We start from the raw sequence: 16502 nt of genomic DNA, 5'->3' as shown, positions 1-16502 counted from the left end.
CCCAATGTCGCCGTCCCATGGGAGGGTGGAAGGGTGCCCGTGACCATCGACGACATCCGGCGGGTGGCGCAAGGACTCCCGCGTTCGTACGAAGTGCTCGTGCGAGACCGCGTGAAGTTCCGGGTCGGCAAGATCGTGTGGCTCGCGTTCTCCGCCGACGAGACCCAGATGGGCTTCGCCTTCCCCAAGGAGGAGCGTGACGTGCTCGTCGCGAGCGAGCCGGACGTGTTCATCATGCCGCGGCACTCAGACCTGCGGTTCAACTGGGTCGAGGTGCGGCTCGACGCCATCGACGAGGAGCGGATGCGCGAGATCGTCGTCGACGCATGGCGGATGGTCGTGCCGCGCAAGGTGGCCCTGTCTGTCGTCGACTAGGAGGAGCCTACGGGCCGACCCCGAGCCTTGAGGCCGGCGCGTCCGGGAAGTGGCGCCCGGGCGTCACTCAGATGAAAGCATCCGGTCCGAATCGTCCGGGGGCCCATCAAATGTGCCAAGTGTCCGGACGGGAACGAAGGCCGCGAGCTCGCGCGGGTCGCGGTGTCTGTCGTACTCGCGCAGCAGTTCGATGTATCGGGCTTTGTCCAGGTCCCAGTCGTACTCTTGCAGGGCAGTGTGACTTTCGGTCCGGCGAAAGCATAGGTGTCATCGATGAAGTAGACGCCTGAGGCCGAGAGGACGCCGGGACCCTCCAGGACCGCGGTGAGCAGGTCTTCAGCGGCTTCCTGCTGGAAGGCCTGCTCGAGGTCGTACACGGCGGCCCGGCTCACGGGGTCGCCCAGCAGCATGCGTACCTTTGGCAGCAGCGCGTCAAGCTCGTCTCCGGGAACGGGTGTTTCTCCGTACCGAGGCGAGAGCGTCATTCGCTGCGGGGCAGCCGTTGGGCGAGAAAGCGCTCCACGTCCTTCGAACGCTTATAACCCGGCGGGACGGTGCGCTGCTCGAGACGGGCAGACGCCTTGGTGGACTGGGTCGCGTAACGCTTCACGGCCTGACTGACCTCTGAACGAGCTGCCACCATCCCCACCTTCTCTCGGGCTCTCATCAAGATCTTAGCGCCAGCTCCCAACGCGCCCGGTCCTTGCATTGGCTACGTCAAATCCATACCAGCGCGTCCGCGGGGCGGGATCGCGCGTCAGAACGCTCGACGGCCAGGGCATCCGGGCACCACGATGGCCACACCGGGACGACCGGTCAGTACGCGCATCACCTGACCCTCCAGGAGACCCCATGACCAGTCCCGCCAGCGCCCCCTCCATCACGGCCTCCGAGCGTGGCCAGATCGAGGGCGCCAATGCCAGTGCCAGACAGCCCGTCGTCTTCGTCCACGGCCTGTGGCTGCTGCCGAGCAGCTGGGCCGCCTGGCGCGCCCACTTCGAGGAGCTCGGCTACGCGACGCTCGCACCGAGCTGGCCCGACGACCCGGAGACGGTCGACGAGGCTCGCGCCAAGCCCGAGGTCCTCGCGGGCAAGTCGGTCGGCCAGGTGACGAACCACATCGCCGACGTCATCGGACTGCTCGACCGCAAGCCGGTGATCATCGGGCACTCCTTCGGCGGCCTCATCACGCAGAAGCTCGCCGGGATGGGCTTGGCGAAGGCCGCGGTCGCGATCGATCCCGCCCCGTTCCGCGGCGTGCTGCCGCTGCCGATCTCGGCGCTGCGGGCCAGCTCTCCCGTGCTGACGAACCCGGCCAACTACAACCGGGCAGTCTCCCTCACCTTCGACCAGTACCGCTTCGCCTTCGCCAACGCCGTGAGCGCGGAGGAGGCGGCCGAGCTGTACCGGACGTATCCCGTTGCGGCGCCGGGTCGCCCGCTCTTCCAGGCCGCGACGGCGAACTTCAACCCACGCACCGAGGCGAGCGTGGACACCTTGCGCCCGGACCGTGGACCGCTGCTGGTGATCAGCGGCGAGAAGGACAACACCGTGCCGTGGGCGATCTCGCACGCGTCGTACAAGAAGCAGCTGCGCAACCCCGGCCCGACCGAGATCATCGAGATCCCCGGCCGAGGCCACTCGCTCGTCGTCGACAGCGGATGGCGCGAGGTCGCCGACGCGGCGGCGGCGTTCCTGGCCAGGCACGGCGCCGGACCCGACGCCTGACCGGGCGCGGGCCGGCTCCCGCCGTGCTCACCCGATCCGGAACTCGCGTGGCCCCGGATCGCCCTTCTCGGCCGGGCCACGCTCGATGCAGAACTCGTTGCCCTCAGGGTCGGCCATCGTGACCCAGCCCGTGCCGTCCTCGTTGCGGTGGTCGCCCACGACGGTTCCACCGGCGGCGAGGGCCCGCTCGACGGCCTCATCTCGCGTGCCGTCCTCTGGGGCGATGTCGAGGTGGACGCGGTTCTTGGCCGTCTTGCCCTCGGGCACCGGGATGAACAGCAGGCCCAGTCCCTGGTTCGGGAACGACGGGGCGACGACGACTTCGGGGTCGTCGTCGTAGTAGACGTTCCAGCCGAGCAGTCCGGACCAGAACGTGGCAAGGGCGCGAGCGTCCCCGCAGTCGAACGTGATGCTGTGGATGTGAAGTGCCATGTGGCTGAGCGTTGCGGGAGTCGCCTTCCACCGCAAGCGAATTGCTCGAAAGCAATGAGCGCTGCGGTGGGGTCCTGCCCGGTCGGCCCTTCCGTATGCCGCCGGGTCGGGAGTCATGCCGCATGCACCGCCCGACCACAGCAGGCACACAGAGGCGCCCGCGACGGTGGTGTGAACCCCCCGAAGGAGACGCCCATGAGCCCCACTCCCCGACCCCTGAAGCGAGCGAGGGTTTGGTCGGCCAGTCTGCTGGCCGCCTCGACCCTGGTCGTCGGCGGTATCGCCGTCCATCTCGGCGAGGCCCACGCGCAGTCGACAGCCGCGAAGACGTCCGGCACCTCGACCAGCACGACCAGCAGCAGCACGACCAGCAGCAGCAGCACGAGCAGCACGACCGACACGACCAGCGGCTTCACGGCCGTCTCTCCCGTCGGTGGGAGCGACCGCCAGGCCCAGTCGAGCTCGAGCGGGTCCTGATGTCCGCGCCGATCGCCTACTCCCGCGCCGACGTCGACGGTGCAGCCGGCGGAACCTTCCGCGCCATCGGGACCACGAACCAGATCCTCTGCACCCGGCCCGACCTGCTGGACCGCGCGGTGGATCTCGCCCAGTCGCATCTTCGCGAGGTCGACCGTGCCGTGAGCCGGTTCCGCACGGACTCGGAGCTGATGCGCCTGGCCGGTCGGGCTCGCCGGGCACCCGCGGAGGCGTTCCTATCGCCGACGTGTGCGGCATACCTCGACGCGGGACTGCGGGCCGCACGTCTGACGGGCGGGCTCGTCGACCCGACGATCGGGGCGGCCCTCGTAGCGGCCGGCTACGACGACGACCTCGACCGGGTGCGGGCGCGCGGCGAGTTCCGGCAGGTGAGCATCGGGCGAGTGCCGCACTGGCACTCGGTGCACCTCAACGTGTCGGCGCGTCGCGTGTCCGTGGCTGCCGGAACGCTGCTCGACCTCGGTGCGACGGCCAAGGCCCACGCTGCCGACACCATCGCGGCGGCGCTCGCCGAGTCCCTGCCCGGCGGCTTCCTCGTCAACCTCGGTGGCGACGTCGCCGTGTCCGGCGAGCTGCCGCGTGGAGGATGGTCGGTGGGTGTCGACGACGCCGACGGCAGGACCCGGCAGGTGGTCACGAGCACCGGTCAGGCGTTCGCGACGTCCTCGACCCGGTTGCGGGTGTGGCAGACGGTCGACGGCCCCCGTCACCACATCATCGACCCGCGCACCGGCCGCACGGCCACCTGCACCTGGCAGCAGGTGACCTGCGCGGGCGCGACCTGCCTGGAGGCCAACGCCGCATCCACGGCCGCGATCGTGCTGGGCGAGGACGCAGCGGAATGGCTTGCCACACAAGGCATCCCGTCACGGCTCGATCGGGCGGACGGTGCGGTCCTAGTGACGCCTGGGTGGCCGGAGCCGATGAGGAGGGCCGCCTGATGAACGAGATCCTCTGGTACACATCCCGCGCGACCGGGGTGGTGAGCATCGTCCTGCTGACGGCCGTCCTCGTGCTCGGCGTGCTCACTTCCGGGCGTCGCCGACCGCACGGTGAGTCGGCAACGGTCGTCGTGGCCCTGCATCGCTCGCTGTCGCTGGGCATGACCGTGTTCCTCGCGGCCCATATCCTCACCGCCGTCGTGGAGACCTACGTCTCGATCGACCTCGTGTCCGCGGTGCTGCCCTTCACCTCCGGATACGAGCCTCTGTGGGTGGGCCTCGGCACGCTCGCGTTCGACATCCTCGTCGCGGTCGTCGTCACGTCGGTGCTCCGGCACCGGCTGGCGGAGCGGACATGGCGGCGCGTGCACGCCCTGTCCTTCGTGTTGTGGCCGCTCGCAGTCGTCCACGGTGTCGCCCTCGGCACGGGCGACCAGAGCCTGCTTCGCGCCACCACGATCGCCTGCGGCGTCATCGGGCTCCTCGCCATCGGATGGCGGTTCACCACGACCCACCTCGACCGGCAGCGCCGAGAGGTCGTCGCAGGACAGGAGTGGTCATGAACCTCGTCGCACTGCTGCGGGACTCAGGCCTCACCGGGCGCGGAGGTGCAGCGTTCAGCACCGCGCTGAAGGTGGAGGCGGCGCTTGCGCATGGCGCCCACCTCGTCGTCAACGCGTGCGACGGAGAGCTGGGAGCGGCCAAGGACGCCTGGGTCGTCGAGCACCGGCTCGCCGCGCTCGTCGAGGGCGCGACGGCGGTGGCGGCGGGCAAGCCCGTGACGTATGCCGCCCACCGCGGCTCTGCGACCATCGCGCGGCTGCGGGCGGCGGGCCTGAAGACCGTCGAGGTCCCGGCGCGCTATGTCTCGTCGGAAGAGTCGTCGCTCATCTCCCTCGTGCACGGCGGCCTTGCCCGACCGATGACCAAGCGCCGGCCCTTCGTCCGTGGCGGTCACGACTCCGCCGGCCGGCGGATCTCTGCGACGGTCGTGCTCAACGCCGAGACGGTCTGGCGGATCGGCCAGGTGGCCCGGAACGGCGCCGACTGGTTCCGGTCGTTCGGCACCGACACCGAGCCCGGCCCGCGCCTGGTCACGGTGAACACGCCGGACGTGCGCGGTTTGGTGCTGGAGGTCGAGGCGGGCGCCCAGCTCGCGGACCTTCTGGCGGCGGCGGGCGGTGCTCCGCAGGGCGCGGAGGCGCTGCTCGTCGGCGGCCTCGGGGGCCGGTTCGTGCCGCTCGAGGCGGCGATGCGCCTGCGCTGGACCGGTGCCGACCTCGCGCCGTTCGGTGCGTCCCTCGGGCCGGGCGTCGTCGAGGTCCTCGACCCGCGCGAGTGCCCACTCGATGTCGTGGACCGCTGGCTGACCTGGGCCTCCGGCGAGTCGGCCGGTCAGTGCGGTCCGTGCATGTTCGGCCTGCCCGCCCTGGCCGCCGACTGGCGAGCGCTCGCCACGGGGGCTGACCCCACGGCATACGGCCGGGTGTCCTCGCGGGTCGCGCTGCTGCCGGGGCGTGGGGCGTGCCACTTCCCGGACGGGGTGGCGGGCTTCGCCTGGTCGGCCCTGAACGTCTTCGCCGCCCATGTCGAGCAGCACCACGATGGCCGGTGTGCTGCCCGACACCTGTCCTCGGACCGGAGGAATCACCATGTCTTCGCTCACTGAGCCGGCAGGTGGCACGCGTGAGACGGCCGCCCGGCTGGGTCTGGTCGAGCCCCGTGGCATCGCGGTCGACCGGGTCGCCTGCACCGGTCACGGTGTCTGTGCGCAGCTGCTGCGCGGTGTCACGCTCGACGAGTGGGGCTACCCCGTGGTGCACGATGCCTCGGCCTCGGCCGACGAGGCCGCCACGGCCATCCGCCTCTGCCCGGCCAGGGCCCTCTATCGCCACTGAGTGGCGCCGATTGTCCAAATGTGATCGGCTGGCTGTCCATCCGTGCACTAATGCTCATAGACTGCGCATCGTGATGCGTGAGGCAGTGGTCGGGATCGACGTCGGCGGCACCCGGGTCAAGGCCGCCCTGGTGACCCCCGGTGGCACCGTGCTCGCCGAGACCGTCGCCCCGACGCCCGAGGACGTCGGCAGCCAGCTCGGCGAAGTGGCGGCCAAAGTCGCAGTGGAGCTCGTCGCAGCCTCGGGCGAGGCCGTGGACCTCCTCGCGATGGGCGTGGCCGTGCCGGGCCTGGTCGACGAGGCCGCCGGCATCGGCGTCTGGTCGGCCAACCTCGGCTGGCGCGACCTCGACCTGCGCGGCAGCGTGGCCGCCCACGTCGACGTGCCCGTCGCCATCGGCCACGACGTCCGCTCGGGCCTGCTGGCCGAGCACCGTCTCGGCGCCGCCCGCGCCGCCGACAATGTCCTGTTCGTGCCGCTCGGCACCGGCCTGGCCAGCGCGATCCTCTGCCGCGGCCGGCTCGTGACCGGCGGGCTCTGGACCGGCGAGATCGGCCACATCATCGTGGTTCCCGACGGCCCGCAGTGCGGCTGCGGCCAGCGTGGCTGCCTCGAGGCACTGTCGAGCGCCGGAGCCATCGGCCGTCGCTGGTCCGAGGCCACCGGCCTCGTCGGCGACGCACAGGAGGTCGCACGCCGCGCAGACGCCGGTGAGGAGATCGCCGGACGCGTCTGGCGGGAGGCCATCGAAGCGCTCGCGATCATGGTCGCGCCCGTGGTCGCCGCTGCCGGCACGGAGCTCGTCCTCATCGGCGGCGGTCTCGTGCACGCGGGTGACACGCTGCTCGACCCGCTGCGGGCTGCCCTGACGATGCGGTTGGGCGGGCGCGAGGACGTCGCCGTCGAGGCGGCTGCCCTGGGCGACCGGGCCGGGTCGCTCGGCGCCGCGACGATCGCGCTCGACCTCGTCGGCCGATGATCGTCACGCTCACGCCCAACCCTGCGGTCGACATCACCTATGCCGTCCCGACCGTGGCGCTCGGAGAGTCCCACCGCGTCGATGACGTGCGCGAGCGCGCCGGCGGAAAGGGCCTCAACGTCGCCTCGGTGCTGACCGCGATGGGTGCACATGTCATCGCCGTGGCGCCGGTCGGCGCGGACGAGCTCGCAGCCTTCGCCACCGACCTGACCGATCGAGGCGTCAGCCTCCGGCTCGTCGAGTCACCTTGCCGCACCAGGCGATCCGTGGCGGTCGTCGACGACGACGGCACGGCGACGCTCTTCAACGAGGCCGGGCCCGACCAGCCGCCGGCCGTGTGGGCCCACGTGTCGGGCGCCCTGGCCGCGCTCGCCGACCGGGCCTCGGTGCTGACCATCTCCGGCAGCCTGCCGTCCGGCGCACCCGACGACCTGGTCCAGTCCCTCACCCGCGAGGCCGTTCGCGCCGGGTTGCGCGTCGTCCTCGACGTCGGCGGGCCGGCTCTCGCCCGGGCCCTCGCGGCGCACCCGACACTCGTGAAGCCGAACCGGGCGGAGGCGCAGTCTGCCGTGGGCGCCGAGGGCGGCCCGTCCTCGACACCCGCGGAGCTCGCCGTCGCGCTCGTCGACGGGGGCGCAGAGGCCGCGATAGTCACCGACGGCGCAGACGGCATACACCTCGTCCACGATGGGATCGGGCTGCGCGCCTGGTTGCGGGAACCGTTGCGCGGCAACGCAACCGGGGCTGGGGATGCCCTCACGGCGTCGCTCGCCGCTGATGTCGACGCACTCGGCGGCCTGCCCGACGGACGCGACGCCTGGGCCGGCGTGCTTCGTCGAGGAGTCGCGTGGTCGGCAGCGGCGGTGCTCCAGCCGGTCGCGGGGGTCATCGACCCTGCCGACGTGGAGCGGCTCCTGCCGTCGGTCGAGATCGAGGAGAGTGTCCGATGACCCTCGTCAACCTCGCGAGTGTGCTCGCCGACGCGCGGACGGCCGGTCGCGGCCTGGCCGCCTTCAACGTCATCCAGCTCGAGCACGCCGAGGCGTATGCCGCTGCTGCCGAGCGGGCCGGGCTGCCCGTCGTCATGCAGATCTCCGAGAACTGCGTGCGCTACCACGGTTCGCTGGCCCCGGTCGCCGCGGCCACGCTCGCCGTCGCGCGCGCCTGCGCACAGCCGGTCGTCGTCCACCTCGACCACGCCGAGGACGTCGCCCTGGTGGAAGAGGCGGTGCGGCTCGGCCTCACGTCCGTCATGTACGACGGCTCCACCCTGCCCGACGACGACAACCGCGCGCAGACCCGGCGGGTCGTCGAGCTGTGTCACGCCGAGGGAGTGAGCGTCGAGGCGGAGCTCGGCGAGGTGGGCGGCAAGGATGGTGTGCATGCACCCGGCGTGCGCACCGACCCGGCCGACGCGGTGCGGTTCGTCGACGAGACCGGGGTGGACGCGCTGGCTGTCGCCGTCGGCAGCTCCCATGCGATGACCGACCGCACTGCGTCGCTCGACACGGATCTCATTGCTGCACTGAGGGACTCGGTCCCGGTGCCACTCGTGCTGCACGGCTCGTCCGGAGTGCCCGACGACGGCCTTGTGGCCGCGGTGCGAGCCGGGATGACGAAGGTGAACATCGCCACGCACCTCAACCAGGTCTTCACCAGGGCGATGCTGAGGCGGCTCGACGAGTCACCGACGGTCGACACCCGGAAGTACCTCGGAGCGGCCCGCGACGCGGTCGCCGACGAGGCCGCCCGGCTGTTACGCCTCCTGGCCCGACCCTGACCTCCACGCTGGGCCGAGAGCGACCCCAATGTGGCTGGGGGGCCACTCGAGGGGTTGGGCGGTCGAGTGGCCTCGGCGTCTCAGCCCGCGGGTGTGGTTGGGGGGCCACTCGACGGGGTTGGGCCGGTCGAGTGGCCGCGGCACCTCAGGTCAGGACGATGCTGCGGGTCAGGTTGCGCGGAGCGTCCGGGTCCAGACCCGCGGCGTCGGCCCGCGCGAGGCACAGACGGTGCAGCCGCACGAGGTCGGCGAGCGGGTCGACGTCTCGGTGCTCGAAGTGGGCGCCGGTCGAGCGGACCTCGTCGGCCAGGCCCTCCGGCACCTCGCCGAAGGCCCACACCGCCCGCCCGGGAGCGGCGATGCTGATGGGGCCGTGCCGGTACTCCATGGCGGGATACGCCTCGGCCCAGAACTGGGAGGACTCGCGGAGCTTGAGGGCCGCCTCGTTGGCGATGCCGTTGCTCCAGTCGCGCCCGAGGAAGGTCACCTGCTCGACGGAGAGCAGCGAGCCGAGCGCTGACGTCGGGTCCTCCGCGAGCACGGCGCGCGCCTGCTCGACGACGGGCCTGAGGTCCTCGCCGAGCGACGCGCGCAACAGGGCGAGCGTCGTCGTGGCGAACCGCGTCTGCACGACCGACTTCTCGTCGACGTCGTCGAGCAGGATGGTCGACCAGGACTCTTGCGCCACCGGGGTTCCCGGGGTCGCGACGATCGAGACGTGCGGCACGCCCGAGGCACGCAGCTCGTCGATGACGGCGACCACCTCGGTGGTCGTGCCGGACCGGCTGATGACCACGACCCGGTCGTATCCGCGGGCCAGGCGGTGCTCGGACGCGGCGAACGCATCGGTGGCGCCCTGCCCCAGGGACTCGCGGCGCGCGGCATACGCCTGGCCCATGAACCATGAGGTGCCGCAGCCGATCGTCGCCACCCTCTCACCGGGCTGCGGGAGCACGCCCGCGAGCTCGTCGAGGCGCCCGATGGTGCGCGCCCAGTCGTCGGGCTGCGTGGCGATCTCGCTGGCAAGGTGCGTGGTCTGCGACATGAGGCGGCTCCGGGACGTGGGGGGCGGGCGGGAACTTCCTTGCTTGTGTCTGCGCGAATCACAGCCTAAACGCGCATAGATGGTCATGTCTAATGCTGAATCTGCGCGGTATGGTCGGCGCGTGACGGACGACAGCGACCTTGCGCGGAACCGGGCCAGTCGCTGGTCCGTCATGCTGGACCGACTGGCCACGTCCGGCCGACTCGGCGTCGGCGAGGCGGCCGAGCTGCTCGGGGTGAGCGAGGCGACGATCCGGCGCGACTTCTCCGAGCTCGCGCGTCGGCAGCTCGTGGCCCGCAACCATGGCGGCGTCGTCGCGACCTCGGTCGCCTACGAGCTGCCGTACCGCTACCGGAGCAGCCGCACCGACGACGACCTGTCGCGCGTCGCCGAGGCTGCAGCGGCACTCGTCGAGGTGGGCCAGGTGATCGGGCTCAACGGTGGCACGACGACGACGGCGACGGCCCGAGCGATCACCGGACGGGAGGACCTCGCGGCCGACGGCGGCGAGATCACGATCGTCACCAACGCGCTCAACATCGCCACCGAGGCGGTGCTGCGCCCGCACGTGCAGTGCGTGTCACTCGGCGGCGTCGCCCGACCCGAGTCCTACGAGGTGACCGGCCCGCTCGCCACACTCGTGCTCCAGCAGCTCTGGCTCGACGTCGCCATCGTCGGCGTCAACGGCCTGACCGCCCGCGAGGGCGCAACCTGCCGGCACGAGGAGGAGGCGGCGATCATCCGGACGATGATCGAGCGCTCCAAACAGATCATCTGCGTGGCCACCGGCGACAAGCTCGGGGTGCGCACGTTCGCCTCGATCTGCCCCGCCACGCGCCTCGACCATCTCGTCACCACGGCGGGCGCGGCCCAGTCCGAGGTCGACGCGCTGCGCGACGCGGGCGTCGACGTGCACCTGGTCTGAGCCCCGTTGTCGAGATCGGCCCGTCGGCTCCGTCGTCTCTCACGGACGAACCACGAGAGAGGACGAGATCATGTACGACCTGAACCACACGTATCCCGAGATGTACCTGGCGACGGCGCAGGACCGGATCCGCAACGCCGAGCTGAGCCGCAAGCGTGCACAGTGGCGCGCCGAGCGCAGGCAGTCGGGCACCGGTCGGCGGCGGGTTGCCCGACTGGTTGCCCGCGAGACCCCGTCGACGCAGGGCTGAGGGCCCGGGCTCAGAACGGCTCGACGTCGGCGCGGCGGGCGATCGTCGCCGTCGCGCGCCGGCAGGCCATGACCGGCACCGTGGGCACGATCTCGCCGAGGAAGGCGTAGCGGCGACGAAGCGAGCGGTGATAGGCGTCCTCGCACGTGTCGGCGGTCAGCGCCGTCCACCAGTCGGCGAGGTCACCCCACCCCGGCGCGGCGAGCGACCCGCCGTACTGCTGCATCGCGAGCCCGGCGCACAGGCTGGCGAACGCCAACCGTTGCTCCAAGGGCCACTCGGCGAGGGTGCCGACGAGCAGGGCTGCTCCGAACACGTCGCCCGCGCCCGTCGGGTCGACCTCGTGGACGCGCAGCGACGGCACGCGGACCTCCTCGCCCGTGCGCTGGTCGATCCCGAGCGCGCCGTCAGCGCCGTCGGTCACGATGGCGACGGGCACGCGGTCGGCGAGAGCGTAGACCGCCTCGACCGGCGACCGGGTGCCGGTGTAGGCCATCGCCTCGACGGCGTTGGGCATGAACACGTCACACCGGTCGAGGCGCTCGAGCACGTGAGGCGACCACTGCTCCTTGGGATCCCAGCCCACGTCGGCGAAGACCAGAGCGCCGTTGGCCCGGGCCTCGTCGACCCAGGTCGCGCCGCTCGTGGCCGCGGACCCGAACGCCTCGTCCTCAGCCAGGTCGACCATGACGGCCCGCGAGCGCGGTGGGGTGCCGATGAGCTCGCTCGCTGGAAGCGGCGACGGATGGCCGTGGGAGACCATGCTGCGGTCGCGCTCGACGGACATCGACACGGTGACCGGGCTGTGCCAGTCGGCGAACCGGCGGCTGCGCGACAGGTCGATCCCCTCCTGCTCCTCGAGCGTGCGCCAGCAGAAGTCGCCGTAGTCGTCGTCGCTGAAGGCCGCGGCGAGCGAGGTGTGCAGCCCGAGCCGGCGCGCCGCCACGGCGAGGTTGGCGATGCCGCCGGGGCAGGACGCGAGGCCCTCGGCCCAGACCTCGGTGCCCGGCTGGGGCGCGGACGGCAGCCCGGCGAAGATCATGTCGAGGAAGACGGTGCCCCACACGAACACGTCGAGGTCGGGGTCGGCGGCAGAGCGCCGAGCCGCGAGCGGGTCGAACGTGTGGTTGCTGGGCACGGCTCCATGGTCCCCCACGCCACCGACGCTGGTCTCATACTTTCCGCATCGGTGTTGTCTGGCCGGGGCCGGTAGCGCCCGCTTGGTAGCGTCCAGGACGTGGTGCATCCATGAAGCTGGTCGTCCTCGGTGGTGGTGGTTTCCGCGTGCCGCTCGTCTACGGCGCCCTCCTGGGCGACCACGCGCAGCCGCGCGTCACGCAGGTCGTGCTCCACGACACCGACGCGTCCCGGCTGGCGGTGATCGCCAGGGTGCTCGGCGCCCAGGCCACGCGGTATGCCGGCGCCGACCCCACGGCATACCCTCCTCCCAGCGTGGTGACGACCACGGACCTCGACCGCGCGCTCGACGGTGCGGACTTCGTCTTCTCCGCGATCCGGGTCGCCGGCCTGCCCGGCCGCACGGTGGACGAGCGGTTGGCGCTGGACCTCGGCCTCCTCGGGCAGGAGACGACGGGCGCGGGGGGCGTGGGCTACGGCCTGCGGACCGTCCCGGTCGCTGTGGATGTCGCCGAACGGGTCGCCCGGTGGGCCCCCGGCGCGTGGGTCATCAACTTCACCAACCCCGCGGGCATGGTCACCCAGGCGATGCAGGCGACCCTCGGGGACCACGTCGTCGGCATCTGTGACTCGCCGCTCGGGCTCGCGAAGCGGGCCGCTGGCGCGCTGGGCGAGTCGCTCGACGACCTCGACATCGACTACGCGGGCCTCAACCACCTGGGCTGGCTCGCCGGCCTCCGGCGCGACGGCGTCGACCTGCTGCCCACGCTGCTCGACGACGCGCCCGCTCTCGCCAGCCTGGAGGAGGGGGCGCTGTTCGGTATCGACTGGCTCCGGTCGATCCGCTGCATCCCCAACGAGTACCTCTTCTACTACTACTTCACCCGTGAGGCGGTCGCGCAGATCACCTCTGCGCCCCGGACGCGGGGCGAGTACCTCGTCACCCAGCAGGCGAGCTTCTATGCGGCTGTGGCGGACTCACCGGCGAGCGCGTGGGACCGGTGGGATGCGGTGCGGCGCGAGCGCAACGCGACGTACATGCAGGAGACCCGCGACGCGGACGGCCAGGACCGCTCCGAGGCCGACGTCGAGGGTGGCGGCTACGAAGGGGTGGCGCTGTCACTGATGGCGGCGATCGCCCGCGACGAGCCCGCACGGCTCATCCTCAACGTCCGCAACGGCGGCACGCTCCCGGGCCTGCCAGACGACGCCGTCGTGGAGGTGCCCTGCCGGGTGTCGGCGGACGGCCCGGCGCCGCTGCTGGTCACGCCGCTGGCCGGACACCCGCTGGGCCTCGCCCAGCAGGCCAAGGCGGTCGACGAGCTGGTCCTCGAGGCGGTCCGCGAAGGTTCGGAATCCCTTGCGGTGCAAGCCTTTGCGCTCCACCCGCTCGTCGACAGCGTCACCGTCGCCCGTGACCTCATGGCCGGATACCGTCGCAGCCTGCCCGACTTCTACGACCGGTTTCGCTAGTCGGCCGGGCCGCGTCGCCCGCCTCACGCCACGATGAGGCCAACCCCCAGCGTGGCGAGGCTGACCGCGAGCAGCGCGGCACCGGCGAAGACCATGACGATGAGGCGGTTCGGCCGGTCGCGACCGGCACCCATCGACGAGAAGAAGAAGCCGCCCGGCATGAGCAGCGCCGCTACGGCGACGCCCGCGCGGGCGAGCCACTCCCACAAGCCGGTCAGGGCGGTGTGGTCGACGAAGAGCTGACACAGCAGAGCGAGGACGAGCAGCACCCCAGCGTGGGCGTGGCCCGCCCGGGCGAACTTCTCCTGGAACGGGGTCACGGCGGCCCGGCCCCTGACGATGTTGACCATGTAGAGGCCGCCGGTCTCGACGGTGACGAGGGAGAGGAACAGGATCCCCGCCAGCACCCGGGATGCGTCGGAGATGGTCACTGCTTCCATGTCAGGCTCCTAGGTTGTTGTGTGCCCCGTTGGATAGTGGCACTTTCCAATAGTGGATAGTGTGAGTATCCAATGTCAACGGGGATAGCCGCTCCCGGGCTTCGCCTCCAGTCCGTGCGGCAGGATCGTGGCATGCGCATCGACCTCAACGCCGACGTGGGAGAGTCGTTCGGGGCATGGACCCTCGGTGACGACGACGCGATGCTGGGTGTCGTCACGAGCGCGAACGTCGCGTGCGGCTTCCACGCGGGAGACCCGCTGACCCTGCGCACGACGTGCCGGTATGCCGCCGAGCGCGGTGTCGTGGTCGGCGCACAGGTGGGCTACCACGACCTCGCCGGCTTCGGGCGGCGGTTCGTCGACGTGCCGCCCGACGAGCTCGCCGCAGATGTGATCTACCAGATCGGGGCGCTCGCGGCGATGGCGCGCGTGGCCGGCACCCGGGTGGCGTACGTCAAGCCGCACGGCGCCCTCTACAACGCGATCGTGACGCACGAGGCGCAGGCCCGGGCCGTCGTCGAGGCGGTCGTCGCGGTGGACGCGTCGCTCCCGGTCATGGGACTTCCGGGCAGCGCCGTGCTCGAGCTCGCGGCGGCGGCCGGGCTTCGGACTGTGACCGAAGCCTTCGCAGACCGCGCCTACACCAGTGACGGCCACCTCGTCCCGCGCACCGAGCCTGGTGCCGTCCTGCGCGACGTCGACGAGGTCGCGGCGCGCGTGGTGCGCCTGGTCCGGGATCGGGTGGTCACCTCCGTCGACGGGCGAGACGTTGCGGTCCAGGCCGAGTCGGTGTGCATCCACGGTGACACCCCCGGAGCCGTCCGGATGGCCCGAGCCGTCCGGTCCGCCCTCGAGGCCGAGGGCGTCACCGTCCGCCCGTTCGTGCGCTGAGGAGGTCCGGTGGAGGCGCGCCTGCATCCGATGGGCGCAACGGCAGCGCTCGTCGAGGTCGACGACACCGACGCCGCGCTGGCCCTGCGAGCCGCGCTGCGCTCAGCGATCCGGGCGGCGAGCGAGAGCGCACTGGAGGCGGTGGACGAGCTGGTGGTCGGGGCCCGCAGTGTGCTCGTCAGGGTGTCGGATCCTGCCCGCCTGGCGGCCGTCGTCGAGGCGGCGCTGGGGATCGCAGGGGCGACCTCTTCGACTCTTCCAGCCGCAGCGTCTGTGCGACAGGTCGAGGTCCCAGTGGTCTACGACGGACCCGACCTCGACGAGGTCGCCCGGCTGACCGGACTTTCACGAGAGGAGGTCGTGCAGGCCCACACCGGCACCGAGTGGAAGGTGGGCTTCGGCGGGTTCGCGCCTGGCTTCGCCTATCTCGTCGGTGGCGACACGCGTTTGTGGGTCCCGCGCCGTGACGACCCGCGTGAGCGCGTGCCGGCCGGGTCCGTCGCTCTCGCAGGCGAGTTCAGCGGCATCTACCCCCAGGACTCGCCCGGCGGCTGGCAGATCCTCGGGTCGACCGACCTGGTGCTCTGGGACGCCGCGCGGAACCCGCCGGCCCTCCTCGAGCCGGGCACGACGGTGCGCTTCCGGGCGATCAGCGCGATGACGGTGCCCTCCGTCGACCCGACGCCCTGGCCGTCCGACGAACAGCGGGCACCCCTGGTCCCCGGCCTCGCGCTCGAGGTGCTCGCAACCGGGCCCCTCGTGCTCGTCGAGGACCTGGGGCGGCGCGGGCTCGCCGACGCGGGAGTGCCGCGATCCGGGGCAGCCGACCAGGCGGCATACCTGCTGGGACTCCGCCTGGTCGGTCACCTGCTCGGCACCACCTCGAGGGCTGCCGGCCCCGACGCGGCGGCGCCGGCAGCCCTCGAGGTGGTGCTCGGCGGCCTCGTCGCCCGGGCGCGCGGAGATCTCCTCCTCGCGATCACCGGCGCGCCATGTCCAGCATCGGTGGACGGTCGGCCGGTGCCTCTTGGGGCCCCGTTCGCTCTCCGGGACGGCCAGGTGCTCAGGCTCGACCGCGCCACGTCAGGGCTGCGGACGTACGTCGCCGCTCGAGGCGGGCTGGCCGTGCCACCCGTGCTGGGCTCGCGATCGAGCGACACGCTCTCCGGGCTCGGCCCGCCGGCGGTCGCGGTGGGTGACGTGCTGCCGATCGGCGAGCCGCCGCCGCGGTTCCCGGTCACGGACCTGGCGCCCCTGGCCCGGTCGGACCCGGGGACAGCCGTCGTGCTCGGGATGACGCTCGGACCGCGTGCCGACTGGTGCGACCTCACGGCCCTGACGAGGACGACGTGGACGGTGTCACCCCGAAGCAGCCGCGTCGGAATCCGCCTTCAGGGCATGCAGGTCGCGCGACGACGCGGCATGGAGGGGCAAGAGCTGCCGAGCGAGGGACTCGTGCCCGGGGCCATCCAGGTGCCGTCGGGCGGCGAGCCCGTCGTGTTCCTCGCCGACCACCCGGTGACCGGTGGGTACCCCGTCGTTGCGGTGCTGACGTCGAAGGCCATCGACCGAGCCGCACAGCTCAGACCTGGGGACGAGGTGCGACTGGTCTGGTCCTGAGGCACATCCTTCTCCCACCAGATCGGTGGGAAAGGGCCGGATGGCGGACCCGAGGTGATCGTGGATAAGCGACGGTTATACATTCGATTA

Annotated in this window: 19 protein-coding genes; 15 read left to right on the top strand and 4 right to left on the bottom strand. The window is 71.8% G+C overall.

Annotated features, from left to right (window positions below):
* Positions 1–33 precede the first annotated feature (33 nt).
* Both ACYVLP_RS05295 and ACYVLP_RS05290 read left to right on the top strand, forming a co-directional pair.
* On the top strand, positions 34–375 hold the full coding sequence (locus ACYVLP_RS05295; protein ID WP_452268346.1) for an MmcQ/YjbR family DNA-binding protein: 342 nt from the start codon (positions 34–36) through the stop codon (positions 373–375).
* Between the two features lie 852 nt (positions 376–1227).
* Positions 1228–2103, top strand: coding sequence for an alpha/beta hydrolase (locus ACYVLP_RS05290; RefSeq protein WP_460626291.1), 876 nt, complete (start codon positions 1228–1230; stop codon positions 2101–2103).
* A 27-nt stretch (positions 2104–2130) separates the two neighbouring features.
* On the opposite strand, the gene ACYVLP_RS05285 is transcribed toward ACYVLP_RS05290, so the two are convergent.
* Entirely contained in the window at positions 2131–2535 is a 405-nt protein-coding gene (locus ACYVLP_RS05285; RefSeq protein ID WP_460626290.1) for a VOC family protein, read from the bottom strand.
* A gap of 195 nt (positions 2536–2730) precedes the next feature.
* Here ACYVLP_RS05285 and ACYVLP_RS05280 point away from each other — a divergent pair, with 195 nt between their 5' ends.
* The 8 genes from ACYVLP_RS05280 (at position 2731) to ACYVLP_RS05245 (ending at position 8631) form a co-directional block, all read left to right on the top strand.
* A complete protein-coding gene (locus ACYVLP_RS05280) occupies positions 2731–3012 on the top strand; it encodes a hypothetical protein (protein ID WP_460626289.1) in 282 nt (93 codons plus the stop codon).
* A complete protein-coding gene (locus ACYVLP_RS05275) occupies positions 3012–3974 on the top strand; it encodes an FAD:protein FMN transferase (protein ID WP_460626288.1) in 963 nt (320 codons plus the stop codon). The genes ACYVLP_RS05280 and ACYVLP_RS05275 overlap by 1 nt, the downstream gene beginning before the upstream one ends.
* Positions 3974–4537, top strand: a complete 564-nt coding sequence (locus ACYVLP_RS05270) for a ferric reductase-like transmembrane domain-containing protein (protein ID WP_460626287.1) — start codon at positions 3974–3976, stop codon at positions 4535–4537. Before ACYVLP_RS05275 ends, ACYVLP_RS05270 begins: the two co-directional genes overlap by 1 nt.
* A complete protein-coding gene (locus ACYVLP_RS05265) occupies positions 4534–5643 on the top strand; it encodes an NADH-ubiquinone oxidoreductase-F iron-sulfur binding region domain-containing protein (protein WP_460626286.1) in 1110 nt (369 codons plus the stop codon). Before ACYVLP_RS05270 ends, ACYVLP_RS05265 begins: the two co-directional genes overlap by 4 nt.
* Positions 5627–5872 carry a ferredoxin gene (locus ACYVLP_RS05260; protein ID WP_460626285.1) on the top strand — a complete coding sequence of 82 codons (246 nt, stop codon included), beginning with the start codon at positions 5627–5629 and terminating at the stop codon, positions 5870–5872. The genes ACYVLP_RS05265 and ACYVLP_RS05260 overlap by 17 nt, the downstream gene beginning before the upstream one ends.
* Before the next feature lie 73 nt (positions 5873–5945).
* Positions 5946–6851, top strand: a complete 906-nt coding sequence (locus ACYVLP_RS05255) for an ROK family protein (RefSeq protein WP_460626380.1) — start codon at positions 5946–5948, stop codon at positions 6849–6851.
* Positions 6848–7801, top strand: a complete 954-nt coding sequence (locus ACYVLP_RS05250; protein ID WP_460626284.1) for a 1-phosphofructokinase family hexose kinase — start codon at positions 6848–6850, stop codon at positions 7799–7801. Before ACYVLP_RS05255 ends, ACYVLP_RS05250 begins: the two co-directional genes overlap by 4 nt.
* Positions 7798–8631 carry a class II fructose-bisphosphate aldolase gene (locus ACYVLP_RS05245; protein WP_460626283.1) on the top strand — a complete coding sequence of 278 codons (834 nt, stop codon included), beginning with the start codon at positions 7798–7800 and terminating at the stop codon, positions 8629–8631. The genes ACYVLP_RS05250 and ACYVLP_RS05245 overlap by 4 nt, the downstream gene beginning before the upstream one ends.
* Positions 8632–8776: 145 nt before the next feature.
* Here ACYVLP_RS05245 and ACYVLP_RS05240 read toward each other — a convergent pair whose 3' ends face one another.
* Positions 8777–9676 (bottom strand): SIS domain-containing protein, encoded by a 900-nt coding sequence (locus ACYVLP_RS05240; RefSeq protein ID WP_460626282.1) that lies wholly within the window; start codon positions 9674–9676, stop codon positions 8777–8779.
* A gap of 121 nt (positions 9677–9797) precedes the next feature.
* Here ACYVLP_RS05240 and ACYVLP_RS05235 point away from each other — a divergent pair, with 121 nt between their 5' ends.
* Positions 9798–10601 (top strand): DeoR/GlpR family DNA-binding transcription regulator, encoded by an 804-nt coding sequence (locus tag ACYVLP_RS05235; RefSeq protein WP_460626281.1) that lies wholly within the window; start codon positions 9798–9800, stop codon positions 10599–10601.
* A 70-nt stretch (positions 10602–10671) separates the two neighbouring features.
* On the top strand, positions 10672–10851 hold the full coding sequence (locus ACYVLP_RS05230) for a hypothetical protein (protein ID WP_460626280.1): 180 nt from the start codon (positions 10672–10674) through the stop codon (positions 10849–10851).
* A 10-nt stretch (positions 10852–10861) separates the two neighbouring features.
* Here ACYVLP_RS05230 and ACYVLP_RS05225 read toward each other — a convergent pair whose 3' ends face one another.
* Complete coding sequence (locus ACYVLP_RS05225; RefSeq protein WP_460626279.1) at positions 10862–11989, bottom strand: carbohydrate kinase family protein; 1128 nt, start codon at positions 11987–11989, stop codon at positions 10862–10864.
* A 110-nt stretch (positions 11990–12099) separates the two neighbouring features.
* On the opposite strand from ACYVLP_RS05225, the gene ACYVLP_RS05220 reads away from it, so the two are divergent.
* The gene (locus ACYVLP_RS05220; RefSeq protein WP_460626278.1) at positions 12100–13461 is read left to right on the top strand and encodes a 6-phospho-beta-glucosidase; all 1362 of its coding nucleotides are present in this window, start codon (positions 12100–12102) and stop codon (positions 13459–13461) included.
* Positions 13462–13484: 23 nt separating this feature from the next.
* Here ACYVLP_RS05220 and ACYVLP_RS05215 read toward each other — a convergent pair whose 3' ends face one another.
* On the bottom strand, positions 13485–13901 hold the full coding sequence (locus tag ACYVLP_RS05215; protein WP_460626277.1) for a hypothetical protein: 417 nt from the start codon (positions 13899–13901) through the stop codon (positions 13485–13487).
* Positions 13902–14033: 132 nt separating this feature from the next.
* Here ACYVLP_RS05215 and ACYVLP_RS05210 point away from each other — a divergent pair, with 132 nt between their 5' ends.
* Both ACYVLP_RS05210 and ACYVLP_RS05205 read left to right on the top strand, forming a co-directional pair.
* On the top strand, positions 14034–14792 hold the full coding sequence (locus ACYVLP_RS05210) for a LamB/YcsF family protein (protein WP_460626276.1): 759 nt from the start codon (positions 14034–14036) through the stop codon (positions 14790–14792).
* 9 nt (positions 14793–14801) lie between these two features.
* A complete protein-coding gene (locus ACYVLP_RS05205) occupies positions 14802–16412 on the top strand; it encodes a 5-oxoprolinase subunit B/C family protein (protein WP_460626275.1) in 1611 nt (536 codons plus the stop codon).
* The last annotated feature ends 90 nt before the right edge of the window (positions 16413–16502 follow it).

The organism is Intrasporangium mesophilum (assembly GCF_054783095.1).
The sequence above is the reverse complement of the archived record's forward strand: the minus strand, read 5'-3'. Positions and strand labels throughout refer to the sequence as shown.

Excerpts from the sequence above, each read along its gene's own strand:
- ACYVLP_RS05290 (WP_460626291.1), top strand. The coding sequence starts at position 1,228 with ATGACCAGTCCCGCCAGCGCCCCCTCCATCACGGCCTCCGAGCGTGGC.
- ACYVLP_RS05285 (WP_460626290.1), bottom strand. The coding sequence starts at position 2,535 with ATGGCACTTCACATCCACAGCATCACGTTCGACTGCGGGGACGCTCGC.
- ACYVLP_RS05280 (WP_460626289.1), top strand. The coding sequence starts at position 2,731 with ATGAGCCCCACTCCCCGACCCCTGAAGCGAGCGAGGGTTTGGTCGGCC.
- ACYVLP_RS05275 (WP_460626288.1), top strand. The coding sequence starts at position 3,012 with ATGTCCGCGCCGATCGCCTACTCCCGCGCCGACGTCGACGGTGCAGCC.
- ACYVLP_RS05270 (WP_460626287.1), top strand. The coding sequence starts at position 3,974 with ATGAACGAGATCCTCTGGTACACATCCCGCGCGACCGGGGTGGTGAGC.
- ACYVLP_RS05265 (WP_460626286.1), top strand. The coding sequence starts at position 4,534 with ATGAACCTCGTCGCACTGCTGCGGGACTCAGGCCTCACCGGGCGCGGA.
- ACYVLP_RS05260 (WP_460626285.1), top strand. The coding sequence starts at position 5,627 with ATGTCTTCGCTCACTGAGCCGGCAGGTGGCACGCGTGAGACGGCCGCC.
- ACYVLP_RS05255 (WP_460626380.1), top strand. The coding sequence starts at position 5,946 with ATGCGTGAGGCAGTGGTCGGGATCGACGTCGGCGGCACCCGGGTCAAG.
- ACYVLP_RS05250 (WP_460626284.1), top strand. The coding sequence starts at position 6,848 with ATGATCGTCACGCTCACGCCCAACCCTGCGGTCGACATCACCTATGCC.
- ACYVLP_RS05245 (WP_460626283.1), top strand. The coding sequence starts at position 7,798 with ATGACCCTCGTCAACCTCGCGAGTGTGCTCGCCGACGCGCGGACGGCC.
- ACYVLP_RS05240 (WP_460626282.1), bottom strand. The coding sequence starts at position 9,676 with ATGTCGCAGACCACGCACCTTGCCAGCGAGATCGCCACGCAGCCCGAC.
- ACYVLP_RS05230 (WP_460626280.1), top strand. The coding sequence starts at position 10,672 with ATGTACGACCTGAACCACACGTATCCCGAGATGTACCTGGCGACGGCG.
- ACYVLP_RS05220 (WP_460626278.1), top strand. The coding sequence starts at position 12,100 with ATGAAGCTGGTCGTCCTCGGTGGTGGTGGTTTCCGCGTGCCGCTCGTC.
- ACYVLP_RS05215 (WP_460626277.1), bottom strand. The coding sequence starts at position 13,901 with ATGGAAGCAGTGACCATCTCCGACGCATCCCGGGTGCTGGCGGGGATC.
- ACYVLP_RS05210 (WP_460626276.1), top strand. The coding sequence starts at position 14,034 with ATGCGCATCGACCTCAACGCCGACGTGGGAGAGTCGTTCGGGGCATGG.